The 14,553-nt window shown below is 59.8% G+C and carries 16 protein-coding genes and 1 pseudogene; 11 read left to right on the top strand and 6 right to left on the bottom strand.

The features are described from left to right. Positions 1-117: 117 nt before the first annotated feature. Together ASE60_RS04980 and ASE60_RS04985 are read left to right on the top strand one after the other, a co-directional pair. Complete coding sequence (locus tag ASE60_RS04980) at positions 118-426, top strand: type II toxin-antitoxin system RelB/DinJ family antitoxin (RefSeq protein WP_057248627.1); 309 nt, start codon at positions 118-120, stop codon at positions 424-426. Beyond that, complete coding sequence (locus tag ASE60_RS04985) at positions 423-716, top strand: type II toxin-antitoxin system mRNA interferase toxin, RelE/StbE family (RefSeq protein WP_057248628.1); 294 nt, start codon at positions 423-425, stop codon at positions 714-716. Before ASE60_RS04980 ends, ASE60_RS04985 begins: the two co-directional genes overlap by 4 nt. A 253-nt stretch (positions 717-969) precedes the next feature. Here the strand turns inward: ASE60_RS04985 and ASE60_RS04990 are convergent, their stop codons facing one another. Next, positions 970-1,419, bottom strand: a complete 450-nt coding sequence (locus ASE60_RS04990; RefSeq protein ID WP_200964158.1) for a cyclophilin-like fold protein — start codon at positions 1,417-1,419, stop codon at positions 970-972. A 515-nt stretch (positions 1,420-1,934) separates the two neighbouring features. Between ASE60_RS04990 and ASE60_RS04995 the strand changes: the two genes are divergently transcribed. Beyond that, entirely contained in the window at positions 1,935-3,401 is a 1,467-nt protein-coding gene (locus tag ASE60_RS04995; protein WP_057248630.1) for an adenylate/guanylate cyclase domain-containing protein, read from the top strand. A 20-nt stretch (positions 3,402-3,421) separates the two neighbouring features. Here ASE60_RS04995 and ASE60_RS05000 read toward each other — a convergent pair whose 3' ends face one another. Further along, complete coding sequence (locus tag ASE60_RS05000) at positions 3,422-4,318, bottom strand: LysR family transcriptional regulator (RefSeq protein ID WP_057248631.1); 897 nt, start codon at positions 4,316-4,318, stop codon at positions 3,422-3,424. A 158-nt stretch (positions 4,319-4,476) separates the two neighbouring features. On the opposite strand from ASE60_RS05000, the gene ASE60_RS05005 reads away from it, so the two are divergent. The 8 genes and pseudogenes from ASE60_RS05005 to ASE60_RS05040 all read left to right on the top strand — a co-directional run. Further along, positions 4,477-4,923 (top strand): (2Fe-2S)-binding protein, encoded by a 447-nt coding sequence (locus tag ASE60_RS05005; RefSeq protein WP_057248632.1) that lies wholly within the window; start codon positions 4,477-4,479, stop codon positions 4,921-4,923. Positions 4,924-4,936: 13 nt separating this feature from the next. Further along, on the top strand, positions 4,937-7,183 hold the full coding sequence (locus tag ASE60_RS05010; protein WP_057248633.1) for a xanthine dehydrogenase family protein molybdopterin-binding subunit: 2,247 nt from the start codon (positions 4,937-4,939) through the stop codon (positions 7,181-7,183). Then, entirely contained in the window at positions 7,180-7,554 is a 375-nt protein-coding gene (locus tag ASE60_RS05015) for a cytochrome c family protein (RefSeq protein WP_112997341.1), read from the top strand. The genes ASE60_RS05010 and ASE60_RS05015 overlap by 4 nt, the downstream gene beginning before the upstream one ends. Positions 7,555-7,741: 187 nt before the next feature. Continuing rightward, on the top strand, positions 7,742-8,932 hold the full coding sequence (locus ASE60_RS05020; RefSeq protein ID WP_057248634.1) for an MFS transporter: 1,191 nt from the start codon (positions 7,742-7,744) through the stop codon (positions 8,930-8,932). Between the two features lie 55 nt (positions 8,933-8,987). Beyond that, on the top strand, positions 8,988-9,371 hold the full coding sequence (locus ASE60_RS05025) for a cyclophilin-like fold protein (RefSeq protein ID WP_244495553.1): 384 nt from the start codon (positions 8,988-8,990) through the stop codon (positions 9,369-9,371). Positions 9,372-9,393: 22 nt separating this feature from the next. After that, positions 9,394-10,410 (top strand): zinc-dependent alcohol dehydrogenase family protein, encoded by a 1,017-nt coding sequence (locus tag ASE60_RS05030; protein ID WP_057248635.1) that lies wholly within the window; start codon positions 9,394-9,396, stop codon positions 10,408-10,410. A gap of 146 nt (positions 10,411-10,556) precedes the next feature. Continuing rightward, a complete protein-coding gene (locus ASE60_RS05035) occupies positions 10,557-11,483 on the top strand; it encodes an XdhC family protein (RefSeq protein ID WP_057248796.1) in 927 nt (308 codons plus the stop codon). Between the two features lie 9 nt (positions 11,484-11,492). Further along, positions 11,493-12,293 (top strand): annotated as a pseudogene (locus tag ASE60_RS05040) (IS1595-like element ISRm32 family transposase); the annotation flags it as partial. Positions 12,294-12,405: 112 nt separating this feature from the next. On the opposite strand, the gene ASE60_RS05045 reads toward ASE60_RS05040, so the two are convergent. From ASE60_RS05045 to ASE60_RS05055, 4 genes are read right to left on the bottom strand one after another with little or no spacing between them, the layout of a single operon-like run. Continuing rightward, complete coding sequence (locus tag ASE60_RS05045; RefSeq protein ID WP_057248636.1) at positions 12,406-13,179, bottom strand: IS6 family transposase; 774 nt, start codon at positions 13,177-13,179, stop codon at positions 12,406-12,408. Further along, the gene (locus ASE60_RS05050; RefSeq protein ID WP_057248637.1) at positions 13,145-13,591 is read right to left on the bottom strand and encodes a 2'-5' RNA ligase family protein; all 447 of its coding nucleotides are present in this window, start codon (positions 13,589-13,591) and stop codon (positions 13,145-13,147) included. Before ASE60_RS05050 ends, ASE60_RS05045 begins: the two co-directional genes overlap by 35 nt. Positions 13,592-13,629: 38 nt before the next feature. After that, a complete protein-coding gene (locus ASE60_RS34415; protein WP_156414582.1) occupies positions 13,630-13,788 on the bottom strand; it encodes a hypothetical protein in 159 nt (52 codons plus the stop codon). Then, on the bottom strand, positions 13,785-14,534 hold the full coding sequence (locus ASE60_RS05055) for an exonuclease domain-containing protein (protein ID WP_057248638.1): 750 nt from the start codon (positions 14,532-14,534) through the stop codon (positions 13,785-13,787). Before ASE60_RS05055 ends, ASE60_RS34415 begins: the two co-directional genes overlap by 4 nt. Positions 14,535-14,553 lie beyond the last annotated feature (19 nt).

The following is a 14,553-nucleotide window of genomic DNA, read 5'->3' on the forward strand; positions in this document are numbered from 1 at the left end:
AATTGATCGCATAATGTATCGTAGGGAAGCGGCTAAACTCCGAAGTCTCACCATTCGCGATGATACTGGATTTTGTCATGCAGGTGCATTACATTGGCCTTATGAAGGAGATTTGTCATGGCTGCAAATGCACTGGTCCAGACGCGGATTGATGCTGACATCAAGGACCGCGCCACGGCTGTCCTGCAAAACATGGGGCTGACTGTCTCGGATGCTGTTCGTATCCTTCTGACGCGAACGGCGAACGAAGGCTCATTACCGCTCGAGATGGTCGGTAGCAGTGACGCCCACGATGCCTGGTTCCGCGCCAAAGTGTTGGAGGCTCTCGAGGATACGCGACCTGATTACGAGGATGCGGATGCTGAGGCTCGCTTTCGCGAGCGCCGGGCGGCAGCTCTGCGTAAGGCCGGGGCTGGCGACCGATGAGGCTTGTCTGGGCGCAGTATGCGCTTGACGATCGAGACGCTATCTTCAGCTACATTGAAAGTGAAAACCCGAAAGCGGCGGTGCACGTCGACGAGGAGATTGCGCATGCAGTTCGGCGTCTCCTCGACTTTCCCGAAAGCGGCCGCCCTGGTCGAATTGAGGGAACGCGGGAGTTGGTAATTCCTCGCACTCCCTACATCGCCGCCTACACGGTGACAGTCGACCGCGTTCGCATTCTGCGCATTCTGCACGGTGCCCAGATATGGCCCTTTGAGCTCGGCGACGAGTAAATCCTACGCCAATTCTTTTGGCTGTCGGCGGTTCGATTCCTTTCAAGGCGAGGGGTGCGCCGTCGACGGTCAATCGCCGATAGATCGAGGCGTCCCAGGGCCTCCGCCTTTCCAAGGTTTTCCAACGCGGGCCGGAACACACAGGGTGGCAACCGTCACTTCTCGCCGTGCATTCAAAAAACCTTCAGCAACTATTCGACCCGCTGCCTGATCGTGGTTTGCTCGACGCATGACTGTGGCGCCATGGCAGCCGCTATTGGAGAATCTTGACGGTGACTGGCTGGTCCGCAAGCTTCTCGAGTGTACCCAACGACGCCTTGTAGGTGCCGATGTGAATGGTTTGGTTCGAGTAATCGATTCCGGCCGTATTGTAATAGAAGCCGAGATTTCCCCAGGGAATGAAGTAGATGAGGTCACCGTCTTCAGGATCGGATCCGGGTGATCCGGTGTGCTTAAGTTTCCGAGGGAGATAGCTGATTTTTTCGCGACCGGCGAACTCCTCAAGCTTCAGCTTGAGCGGGAGCATTGAAAGAAAGTCACGGACTGCTGGGTTGTCTTCGCCTATTTTTACGTCCACCGACGTCGATCCGCCGGTGAACCGCACCACCGTGCCGACTACAGGCGTCGCCTTGCGATGCTTTGTCTGAGCGAAGGCGCTGGGAGCCAAAGTAGTGAAGAAGGTTGCGAAAAGGATCGCAGTCATTTGGCGGTTGGGGCTTCGCATTTGTTCGATTCTCTTCGACACTTCAACTGGGACACGCTGCCCGATGCAACGGTCGCGGGGCGAAACGCCGCGCATTCGTTCGATATCGGCGACTATAACTGGCCGAACGTGATCCGATTACCTCTGTCGGATCGTTTGCAGTCATGGGTGTATTTCATGAATGCTGCGCGAGGCGGCAAGCGTCGAGGATACTGCCTTCGCTTTCTGTGGGCTGGAACGTCCATTGGTTGCCAGGAGTAGAATACGCGATCGAACTCGACAGCGGGACCGTGCTCGGAAAGAGCGGGAGTGGGGTGTGGCTGTCGATACAATTCATTGAGCCTCATCATAACCGCTTGCGCGTTTCCAGCTCTAATCGATCCTGGCGATGGCGGCTATAATCCCCACCACATCGGACGGAGCGCGCACCACCTCGGCAACCGCACGGATCTTTTTCAAGGAAAGCATCGACGAGAATGCGATTTCATGCAGACCTGCAGCTTTGGAGGACAGCCTTGAGGGGCGTCGCACGGCTCGCGAGCAAGCGGTTCGCGGTAGGTGAAAGGGGCGCTTCGTCCGGCTCGTCGAATGCGCTTGGAGACGCTATCGACCGCGAAGTCAATGAGGGTCTCGCCTATATGTTCTGGGGCCGACTGGTCGCCCTCGGCACGCTCGCAGCGGGGGCGCTCCTTGCCGTGCCTCTCGACCGCTCGGGCCTCCATGTGGTGGCCATCGTAGCGTTTGCACTTCTCAATGCAGTTTCCTTTGGCTTGGCTCGCAACAGTCGCTACGCGACGGTGGCGACTTGGTTGTTCGTGGCCGTGGATGCCGCGGTCTTGACCTATATCTTTGTGACGCCATCGCCGTTCGCTGTCGAAGGCTGGACGTCTCAACTCAATCTTCGGCTGCCGAACTTCCTGTATCTGGGCGTTTTCCTTGTGAGCATGGCGCTCAGCTACTCGCCGGCCCTGGTCATCTGGAGCGGCGTGGTCACGATCGTCATCTGGAACATTGCCTACTGCTGGATCGCCACGCGGCCCAACTCGATCGCCTATGGAAGTGATTTGCTGAATGGTGGCGTTAGTGACGCAGACATCATTGCGCTGGTGCTCGATCCCCGCTCTGTCAGCCTGATCAACCTCTCCTATCAGACGATGTTCCTGGTGCTTGTCACGGTCATCCTTGCGATTTCTGTTTGGCGCTCACGCAGGCTGGTGCGCAGGCAGGTTGCAGCAGAAGCTCAGCGCAGTGCCTTGTCACGCTACTTTTCGCCGAACATCGTGCGTGAGCTGTCGAGCGTGCCGAGCGGCTTCGGGGAACCCACGCTCCAGACTGCCGCGATCCTGTTTGCCGACATGGTTGGTTTTACCAAAATATCGGAGCGGCTTGCGCCGGAGGATCTCGTGAAGCTGCTGAAGGAGTTCCATGCCCGCCTGGCGACCGTTGCGTTTGACCATGGCGGGACAGTGGACAAATACATCGGCGACGAGATCATGGTGCACTTCGGCACGCCACGTCCCCGGCCCGATGACGCAGCGCGAGCGCTGTCATGCGCCCGTGAAATGCTGGAGCAGATCCGGCTCTGGAATGAGCAGCGCGTCGCTCGCGGCGACTATGTCATTGAGGTTGGCATCGGCGTTCACTATGGCGAGGTAATCGTCGGAAATATCGGAGACGAGCGCCGCCTGGAATACACCGTATTGGGTGACACCGTGAACGTTGCAAGCAGACTCGAACGTCTGACGCGCAAAATCGGCACGCCACTCGCAGTCAGCGAGGATCTCCTTACCGCAGCAAGAGCTCAAAGCTCGAACCCGGCGTCCATTGTCCAGGGACTGCAGCCAGACCAGGTCCGCTTCTTGCGCGGGCGTCGCCGACCGATCGCGGTCTGGTATCTCCCTCCCACCGAACAGCAGCAAAGTGGAAGGGGAGCGAGCCGGCGTCAGCACGCGGTCCCGAGCGAGATGGAGCAAGTGGATTGAAACGCACCTGTGAACCGCACTTACGATCTTTGATACCGCAATGCGTCCACCACCACCTTGAATGCCGGCGAGTTCTGATGTCGGCTCGGATAGTAAATATAATAGCCGGAGAAGGGTGGGGACCAGTCTGACAGCAGCGCGACCAGACGTCCCGCTTCAATATGTGTGGTCGCCAGGTCTTCCGGCAAAAAAGCAATTCCATGGCCAGCCAGCGCAGCATCTACCATGGGGTAGGAAGTGTTGAACGTGAGTTGTCCGTCGACCCTGACGCGAAGCTCCTGCCCGTTCTTCTCAAATTCCCAGGTATAGAGGCCGCCGCCGGTTGGCTGCCGCATGTTGATGCAGTCGTGCTGCATCAGATCCTGCGGATGTTGGGGAACGACTCGACCGGCAAGATACCTGGGCGAGGCGACGGCCAACATACGCCAGTCGGGTCCAATTCTGACCGCGATCATATCTTTCTCGATACTCTCGCCCAGCCTCACGCCAGCGTCAAAGCCATCCTCCACGATGTTGCGCAGGCCATTGTCACGGCTCAATTCGATCTTGATGTCGGGATATTTCGAAAGGACCGGCTGCAGTTTTGGCCAAACGATGGTTTCGAGCGCATGGTCCGACAGGGTGATCTTAATCGTACCCGACGGCGTGTCGCGCAACGCCGTAAGTGCCGCCAAATCGCTCCTGATGGCGGATATCCTGGGCGAAAGCGATTGAAAGACGCGATCTCCGGCTTCGGTCAACGCAACGCTTCGAGTGGTACGTGTCAGCAGTCTTAGCCCCATTCTGGTTTCAAGCCGCTTTATCGTATGGCTTAGCGTCGACTGGGTTATGCCAAGTTTGGCGGCCGCCCTCGTAAAGTTTCGTTCCTCGGCAACGGCGAGGAACCATAGGAGGTCGTTGAAGTCTTCTCTGGCCATCGCTTCCCGCTTGGTCCTGCCCTAGCCCATTTATGCGTCACATCGATAAATGTAAGCGAAGCACGGCAACTAATCCATAGCCGCGTCCTTTGCTAGCGTGTGCGGTGAGACAGTTCGGCCCTGGTTCGAGGCATCACGTGCAACCCGAGGAGACCACTATGGAACTCACGATCAATGGGACAAAACATCAGGTCGACATCGAACCCGATACGCCGCTGCTTTGGGTTCTGCGCGACGAGCTTGGAATGACGGGCACGAAATATGGTTGCGGCCTCGCCCAATGCGGCGCCTGCACGGTGCTTGTCGATGGGCAGTCAACGCGGTCTTGCGTCACACCCGTAGAAAGCGTCGCCGGCACCGAGATTATGACGATCGAAGCCGTTGCTGATGATCCGATCGGCCAGAAAGTTGTCGAGGCCTGGGTCTCCAACCAGGTCGCCCAATGCGGCTACTGCCAGTCCGGCCAGGTTATGGCGGCCACCGCGCTTTTGAAGCAAACGCCCAAACCGAGTGATGACGACATTGCCGGCGCGATGGTCAACCTCTGTCGCTGTGGCACCTACAACGCAATCGCCGCGGCCGTCCGCGACGCCGCCCAAGCTTGATCGGAGGTGCACCATGAATGACATGAGGCCCATTGCCCCCGAGGTTCTGGCCAGCGAGAACGGCAAGCCTTTCAAGGTATCCCGTCGCGGCTTTCTTGGCGCGTCCCTGGGTGCGCTTGTTCTTGGCGTTACCCTTCCGGCGAGCCTGACCCGCGCGTTGGCGGCCGCGCCTGCGGCTATCACGCCGGGCTCCCGGGTTGCGGCATTCCTGGAAATCCGGCCCGATAGCACCGTCCTTTTCCGCAGTGCCTTCATCGAAGGAGGGCAGGGGATCTTCACCGCCATGGCGCAGATCGTCGGTGAGGAGCTGGATGTCGATCCCGCGAACTTCGTTGTCGAAGGTGCGCCGCCCGGTCCCGACTACCTCCTGACGGGCGGCGGGCGTTTCACAGGCGGCAGTATGTCCGTCCGCATGAGCTACGACACGATGCGCAAACTCGGCGCGTCCGCGCGGCACATGCTCCTTCAGGCGGCGGCAGCAAAGCTTGGCGTGCCTGTATCCGAGCTTTCGACTGAACCAGGCAAAGTGATCCACGCCGCATCAAGTCGTACGGTCCCTTATGGCGAAATAGCCGACGACGCTGCCGCGTTGCCATTGCCGGCTGAGGTTCCGCTCCGAGATCGGGCGAACTTCCGCTGGATCGGCAAGCCGTTTGCGCGGCTTGACGCGCGCGACAAATCAACGGGCAAGGCGAAGTACTCCATCGATCAGAAGATCGACGGCATGCTCTACGCCGCTGTCCAGCACAGCCCGCGGCTCGGCGGCGAGCCAGGGGCCATGCAGAATGAAGGTGAGGTTCGCGGCATGCCCGGCGTCCATTCCGTCCACAGACTTCCGGGCGCAGTTGCCGTGGTCGCCAACAGTTGGTGGCGCGCCCGCCGCGCTGTCGAGGCCTTGCAGGTGAACTGGACTGAGGCCGCTTCCACGGCATCGCACCCGATGCCAGCCGATTTTTCGTCCGCAGCGCATATGGCGAAATTGAAAGCGGCGTCCGGCGACGGCGTAGCCTTCGAAACGGAGGGCGATGCGGTTGGTGCGCTTGCGGGCGCAGCTCGCGTGGTCGAGGCGGTCTATGACGCGCCTTATCTCGTGCACGGCCAGCTCGAACCCCCATCGGCGCTCGCGCGCTGGAACGAGGATGGATCCCTCGAGTTATGGCTACCCAACCAGGCACCCGAGATGTTCCAGGCCGATGCCGCGAAGTTTGCTGGCATTGCTCCGGAAAAGGTTATCATTCATTCGCCGATGCTCGGTGGCTTCTTCGGGCGGCATTTTCTCTATCAGACAGCGAACCCGTATCCCCAGGCGATCCAGCTTGCGAAGGCGGTCGGGCGTCCGATCAAGCTTCTTTGGAGCCGTGAGGAGGAGTTCTTGCGTGACGCGCTCAGGCCGATGGCGGCGGTCCGTTTCCGCGGCGGACTTGATGCCAAAGGTATGCCGGTGGCACTCTCGGCGGTCGCGGTCGGAGAAGGACCCACGGGCCGCTGGTTTGGTCGCCAGCCCGACAAGGTCGACAGCTCCGCCGTCGAGGGTATCGCCGGCAAAGTCTATGCAATCCCCAACCGCCGTGTCGGTCAGATCCACGTGGATGATCCCGCCATCATCGGCTTCTGGCGTTCCGTCGGCCACTCGATGAACGACTTCTTCTACGAGACGTTCCTCGACGAGTTGGCCGATGCAGGTCAGCAGGATCCTTACGAGTTGCGTCATCGTCTGCTGGCCGGCAGTCCGCGCCACAGGACGCTTCTTGAAGCGGTGGCCGATCTCGCCGGCGGGTGGAAACGAGGTCCGTTTGTTGCCGAAGACGGCACCCGGCGGGCGAGAGGGGTTGCCATGGCCTCACCCTTTGGGAGCGAGGTTGCGACGATCGCCGAAGTATCGCTGCGAGACGGTGACATCGCCGTCCACGATGTCTGGGTGGCAATCGATCCGGGCAGCATCGTCAATCCCGCAATCATCGAAGCGCAGATGAACTCGGCCGTTGCCCTTGGTCTTTCCTCGGCCCTCCTTGAAGAAGTGGTCTACGTGGACGGCATGCCGCAAGCGCGCAACTACGACGGCTATCAGATCCTGACTCCGGATCGCATGCCGCGGGTCCATGTCCGGATCGTAGAAAGCGGGGCGCCCATGGGCGGTATCGGTGAACCGGGCTTACCTGGGGTCCCACCGGCGGTGGCCAACGCTCTGTCCGTGCTCGCCGGCAAGCGCATCCGAAGCCTGCCTCTGTCCAAACTCGATCTCAAGGAAGTCGACGGTTGAAAACGCTCATCCTTGCCTCATTGGCCTCTCTCGTGATGGCAGGCGCTTGTGCGCCTGCTTATGCCCAAGGAACGGACGCGTCGCCAGGCGAGCGGTTGTTTCAACAGCGCTGCGGCGCCTGCCATCAACTTGCCACCACTCGGAACGGTGTTGGACCTCATCTGCAGGGTGTGATCGGCCGGTCGGCCGGAAGTGTCGAGGGCTTCAAGTATTCTCCCGCCCTTAAAGGATCCGGCGTGACGTGGACGCCGGAGACCTTGGAGACCTACCTGACAAACCCCGGCGCGATGGTCCGCGGAACGCGCATGACGCAGCGCTTCAACAACGCCGAAGAGCGGCGCGCGATTATCGAGTTCCTTGGCTCGCACTAGGGCTTTGGAAACAATCCGGCGTGTGGCGGCGTCGTACGCGGCGTTGCCACCCGGTACTTTGCGCGGTCGCGGATTTATGGGTCACTTCCATTAATGCAAGCGAAGCGCGGCGGCTAATTCGATTGCTTCCACAATGCTAGTCAGTTGGGAGGGAGAAAACCACCCGTGAGCTGAAGGGCGAAACATCATGACACAAGTGACATACGATAAAACGATAACGAGTCCCGCTGCAGCGTGGGGCGCCGTTGTTTCCATGGCACTGTGCGTCGCGGTGCTGATCGCCTCTGAGTTCATGCCCGTCAGTCTTTTGACGCCGATCGCAAACGATCTTGCCATGACCGAGGGCCAGGCCGGACAGGCAATCTCTATTTCGGGACTGTTCGCCGTGGTGACAAGCCTGTTCATCGCAGGCATCACACGCAACATCGATCGCAAGGCCGTCCTGTCCTCGTTGTCGCTTCTCTTGGTCGTTTCGGGGCTCATCGTTACGTTTGCCCCGAACTACACACTCCTGATGATCGGCCGCGCCTTGCTCGGTATCGCAATTGGCGGCTTTTGGTCGATGTCTACCGCGATTGTCATGCGCCTTCTGCCGGCGAGCGCTGTGCCGAAGGGTCTTGCGATCCTGAATGCTGGGAACGCGATTGCGGCGACAATTTCCGCACCGCTGGGCAGCTTTCTGGGCGACTACATTGGTTGGCGTGGGGCATTCTTTTTTGTGGTACCGCTGGCACTGACTGCGCTTGTCTGGCAATGGCTGAGCATGCCCTCGCTGCCGCCGCGCCAAAGAAGCGCTACCGGCAATGTTTTCCGACTGCTCAAGCGCAGGCAGGTTGCGATTGGCATGACAGCAATTCTGTTGCTGTTCATGGGCCAATTCGCCCTGTTCACCTATCTAAGACCTTTCCTCGAGTCCGTCTCAGGCTACTCCGTTTCCGCTTTGTCTCTGGTGCTGTTGTTGATGGGCCTCGCCGGCGTCATCGGGACCTGGAGCATCAGTTCGCTGCTTGCTACGCGTCTCTATTCGATCGTTATCGGCATTCCCCTTGTCATGGCGGCGATAGCTGTAATGCTCATTGCACTGGGCTCGGAAAAAACCGCAGTCGCTGCTCTATTAATTGCTTGGGGCTTCTTTGGCACCGCCGCCCCTGTCGGATGGGGAACATGGCTGAGCAGGGTTCTCCACGACGACGCGGAGGCGGGCGGGGGCCTCCAGGTCGCTGTCATCCAGTTTGCCATTACCGTTGGCGCGGCTGCTGGTGGGATCCTGTTCGACTGGAGCGGATGGTGGAGTTCGTTCACTTTGGCGGCAGCACTTCTGCTGGGTTCGTCGGTGGCCGCTTGGGCGGCGTGCATTGATTGGGAGCGTTCAAAATGAAACAGGCCCGCGCGCTCACACACCGACTTTGCTCAGCGGTGGCGTTGACGGCGCGATCCAGCCGCGCCTCGGATGGACTGAGGAGACGAACATGAAGGTACGCTTCATTTTTGCCGACCACGACGTCACGGTGACACTCTACGACAATCAGTCTGCACGTGACTTTGCCTCGATGCTTCCGCTCGATTTGACGTTCTCGGATTTCGGCAATGAGAAAATTGCCTATCTGCCGCGTAAGCTCAACCTGGAAGCAAGAGGCCCCTTTCCAGACACAGCCCCCGGGGACCTCTGCTACTATATCCCGTGGGGCAATCTCGCCTTCTTCTACGGAAATTACGTCTCCACCAGAGATCTCATCCGGCTCGGTCGCGTTGATGGCGGCGTCGAGCCCCTGCTGACGCGCGGCGAATTTCCGCTTCGCATCGAGCGCTTGTCCTGACACCATCGAAAGGGAGTGAAGCATGCTGGCTACGGTTCTGCACGGCAAAGGCGACATCCGTTGTGAGGAGGTCGCCGAGCCGAAAATCCTCAAGCCCACCGACGCTATCATCAAGCTGGCGGCGTCCTGTGTTTGTGGTTCCGATCTCTGGCCCTACCGCGGGCTCCAGCCGATGGGCGGGCCGGCTCATATGGGTCATGAATATTGCGGCGTGGTCGTCGAAGTCGGCGACGAGGTCAAGACGGTGAAGCCTGGCCAGTTTGTCGTGGGATCATTCTGCATCTCCGACAATACATGCCCCCATTGCCGCTTCGGGTTTCCATCCTCCTGCGAACAGCGCGAGTTCATGTCGGGTGCGCAGGCGCCCTATGCCAGAATTCCTCTTGCTGACGGCACCCTGGTCGCAACGCCGGAGATGCCGGCCGACGATCTCATTCCGAGCCTTTTAGCCGTTTCGGATGTTCTTGGCACGGGCTGGTATGCAGCAGATGCGGCACGAGTCCAGCCGGGTTCGACGGCGGTCGTCGTCGGCGACGGGGCCGTCGGGCTGATGGGTGTGCTTTCCGCCAAGCAGATGGGGGCCGACAAGATCATCGCCATGAGCCGCCACAAAGCCCGTCAGGATCTCGCGCTGGAATTCGGCGCCACACATATCGTTTCGGAACGAGGCGACGAAGGTGTGGCCCGGATCAAGGAACTGACCGGCGGCGTGGGCGCCGAATCCGTGCTTGAATGCGTAGGAACGCAAGAAGCCATGACGCAGGCGATGAACTGCGCTCGACCCGGGGGGCACATCGGCTTTGTCGGAGTTCCCCATGGTGTTCAGATCGACGGACAGACCTTGTTCTTTGCCCAGAAGAGTCTGATGGGCGGCCCGGCTCCCGTCCGTCGCTATCTTCCGTACTTGATGGATTTGGTGCTTAACCGGGAAATAAACCCGGGTAAGGTCTTCGATCTCGAAATTCCCCTCGCTGACGTCGCAGAAGGTTACCGTGCGATGGACGAACGCCGCGCGATCAAGGCGTTGTTGCGGGTTTGAGACTGAGACAAGCTGCCGGGGAGGGTAATCCCACCTGAATCGCCGTTGCCGCGCAGTTGAAGACACCGCGCGGCAAGCGGGGAGCCTCCATTCTTGCCGTTAAAGCTGGCGCCGAGGAGGCGGCGCCGGTCGACCGTATGGATCTGATGAACGATATCTCACTTCACGCGCTGCCAACACCTGTCAGAGCGCTTCTCACGGATGAACCGATTGAACTCCTCACGTTCGCCGCTGACGCCTTCAAGGCAGGACAGGTTGCGATAGCAACACTCGTCGAGATTCGCGGCGGCGCGGCTCGTGCACTCGGCTCTCAGGTGATCATCCTAAGCGACGGTCGCTTTGCGGGGTACGTTTCCGGTGGATGTGTCGAAGCTGCGGTCGCCGCTGAAGCACTTCTTGCCATGGTAGACGGATGCGACCGTACCGTGTCGTTCGGTGATGGATCCCCGTTCCTCGACGTTGTGCTTCCTTGCGGAGGCGGGATCACGGTCGCAATCCATGTCTTGCGACGCGTCGAAGAAATCGAAAAAGCCCTCACATACCTGAAGCAACGCCAAGCCATCGGTCTCCGGTACTGGCCAGAGCGACAGTCGCTGGTGCTGGCCAGCCCGGCGGACCGCGCCAGATGGGTAGGCGGCAGTTTTTTGACCGTCTATCGTCCCAGCATAAAAGTGATCATCTCAGGGCAGACGATCGAAGTGCGAAGCGTTGCACGCCTCGCCGAATGTTCGGGATTTGAGGTAACTGTCTTGGCTCCAGACAGAGGATCGAGTTTGATCCGAGAGATCGTTGACCCCTTTTCGGCCGTCCTGCTTCTGCATCATGACTTGGAGCAGGAAATTCCGGTGCTTGAAGCGGCGCTGCAAACCTCATGCTTTTACCTTGGCGCTCTGGGGAGCAGGCGGACGCACCGACAGCGTCTCGACCGATTGTTGAGACTGGGGCACAGCGAAATCGAACTGGCACGTATCAAGGCGCCGATCGGCCTGTTCGGCCCTGCGCGAGACTCTGCGTCGCTGGCACTTTCGGTCCTTGCGGATGTTGCCGCGTCCCGCTTGTGGGCATTTGGATGATACTGGGAGTGCCCCGCCTGTGGTTACAAGCGCTCGATCGCGATCGCCGGGCGCGATATGGGCAAGCGGCGTGCGCGTCCGGGTCTCTATCAATGCTCCAGCGGCGATTGTCGCTTCCAGTTTACGGTGACGACACACACGCCGCTGCATTCCACAAAGCTTCCCCTGAGTGTCTGGCTGAGGGGCATGTGGCTGATGCTGCAGTCGGATAAAGGTTTGTCCTCGGTGCGCCTGGCCGAGGCTCTGGGCGTGAGCCAACCGACGGCCTGGCGGATGGGACACGCGCTGCGTCTCATGGCGGCGCGCGAACACATGCTCGATGGCACGGTGGAGATCGACCATTTTTATCTCGGTGGACGAGCAAGAATAAATCCGGACGATCCACCACCTGGACGAGGCCGAAAAGGTCTACCGAATACCCAGAAGACGCCGGTCATGGCGATCGTGCAGCGGCCAGATGACGTCACACCCGGCACTCCGGCCGGTGACGCGCGTGCTGCGGTGGTGACGGGTCTTTCGCTCCGTGCAGCGGCGCGCGCCGCCGAAGCGCAGATCGACCCCGACGCCTATTTGATGAGCGATGAGGCGACAGCGTTCATAGCCCTTGGCGAGAACTATGCCAGGCATGACACTGTGAAGCATTCCAGCCGCGAATACGTTCGTGACGCCGTTCATGTCAATTCGGTCGAAGGTTTCAATGCCCGCATCCGCCGCACCATTGCCGGTGTCTTTCATCATATCAGCCCGCAGCACGCCGACCTGTATTTCCACGAGATCGGTTTCCGCTGGTCACAGCGCATTGTGACGGGCTAGGCTGTTCGGAAAACCCGAAATGGCAGGGAACGGATGAAAACCCTGTGGTCGCGAGGGCTCTGTTGCAAACTCCCATTTTGGTTATGTTGGCCGTTGGTCGGGACGTCGATTACCTGGCAGCCTCGCGGCTTTCGAAATTCTGAGCGAGCAGTGCTACAGCCTCCGTCAGCGCACTCGGTCCGACGCCGAAAGCGCGTTCAACGATGCGTGCTTCTCCACGGACGTCACCCGTCAGGTTGAAGATCGCGGCCTGTCCTTTGCGCAAAGCGCGCATGACCTCGAAACCTTTGATCGTCGCATAGGCCGTTTTCAGCGTCTTGAATCCTCTCACCGGTTTGATCAGTTGCTTCAGCTTGCCGTGATCGGCCTCAACGACGTTGTTCAGATATTTGACCTGCCGGTGCACAAGGCCTCCGGGACATTTGCCTTCGGCCTTCAATTGGGCAATGGCAATGCCATAAGTCGGAGCCTTGTCGGTGTTGATGACGGTTGGCTGTTCCCAGTCCTTCAGGCGATTCAACGCCTTGCCGAGAAAGCGCTTGGCGGCTTTGGCATTGCGAGTCGGGGACAGATAGAAATCGATCGTGTTGCCGAATTTGTCGACGGCCCGGTAAAGGTAGGTCCATTGTCCCCGGACTTTCACATAGGTTTCGTCTACGCGCCAGCTCGTTGACCGCGGCCGGCGCCAGTGCCAGCGCAGCCGCTTTTCAATCTCCGGCGCATATCTCTGGACCCAACGATAGATCGTGGAATGGTCGACGGGCACACCTCGTTCTCCCATCATATGCTCAAGGTCGCGGTAGCTCACCCCATACCGACAATACCATCGCACCGCCCACAAAATCACTTCACCCTGAAAATGGCGCCACTTGAAATCGCTCATCAATAGTCTCGCTGCAAATCTTCGGCGTTCGTTCGGACATCAACGGGATTTTTGCAACAGAGCCCGGCTGCCACCCCTGCATGTCCTGGCCACCCAACCATGGCATGAAAGCGGTTCTTAACTCTGCATAGAGCTGCTCAAGTGCAAGACTTCTTATCGTGAACGCGACACCCGCGCCGAGATGGCGAACACTGGCTACCTCCGCGCGAATCTGGCCACGCTTGGTGGCAGCAGACTGCAATTCTCCGACGATCCGCTCGAGGTGTTCACCCGGTAGCCGCTGAAACATCGTCAGGTGAGCTCGAAGGAAGTTTCGATCCGACGGAAAATGCGCCTTTCGAAGGCGATCGAACGGTTCAAGGTCTGTCTCCGCGATCCGGGCGGTGAGGATGAGCGGTTTGCGGGTCTTCAAGCCAAAGTCCTGTCGATGCTGGGTGGGGGCAATGTGCCTTACGACGGCAGATGTGCAAGCGCAGGCTGCGTGTTCTTCACGAGACGCCGGCTAAGATCCGGTTCGCCGTCGTCCCACCAGATAGGGCCATCTTCACCAAGCGCCACCTTGGCATCGCCCACCCTCCGGCGCGTGCGCGACGCGTCGGTCGCTTTCATAGCAAGGTTCGCTGCACTGGCTCGATAACAGCGGGAGGCTCGAGTTCACCCCGCCTTGCCAACTCGGTCTGGGCGCTGAAACGGATATCGCTATCTCTATCGTGAAGAAATTCCGTGAGCGTCTCGGTGCTAAGACGATCCCAACCCTTCCCGCGATCTGGCCCGGACGGCACGCGCGGCAGGAGCCCCGGCTCGGCGCTCCACGCCAGCAACTGATCGAGCGATGTCGCGTTCAACAGGTCGCGCAGATGATGAGCCGTGACATAGGCATCCGGCATGCCTCGATGGGCCGGCAGTCCTATCTCGTGAACGAGACCTTCCGGCATACGCTGGTAGCGGAGCATCTGATTGGAAAACCGCGGGAGCTCGGGCCAAACCCGTAGGGCGCACTTCCAGGTACAAATCCAGGGTGAGCCGCCGGTCAGGCGAGTGGTGCAGTACCGCTGCTCGAAGGCCGCACGATGTGCAGCAAGAGCGTCGATCCTGCCGGGCGGACGCAACACTCCTGGCGCGACATCTTTCCAGTAGGGCGCGCCGGCGACTTGTTCGTCGAGAATGTGATGGATGGCCATCGTGTCGGGCGAAATCGGCCGTCCTGGATTGACCATCAGTGCGCCACGTTCATCGTTGACGGCCCAACGTCCATGGTCTTCAAGGACCACATCCTGCCACCCGATCTCACAAACGTCGTTCGGTCCATTGCCGGCCGTTTCCAGATCGATGACGCGAACGCGGGATGTCGACACTGCTTTCTCTCGTCCTAGT

The organism is Ensifer sp. Root278 (assembly GCF_001429285.1).
In the GTDB taxonomy this organism is placed as follows: domain Bacteria; phylum Pseudomonadota; class Alphaproteobacteria; order Rhizobiales; family Rhizobiaceae; genus Ensifer.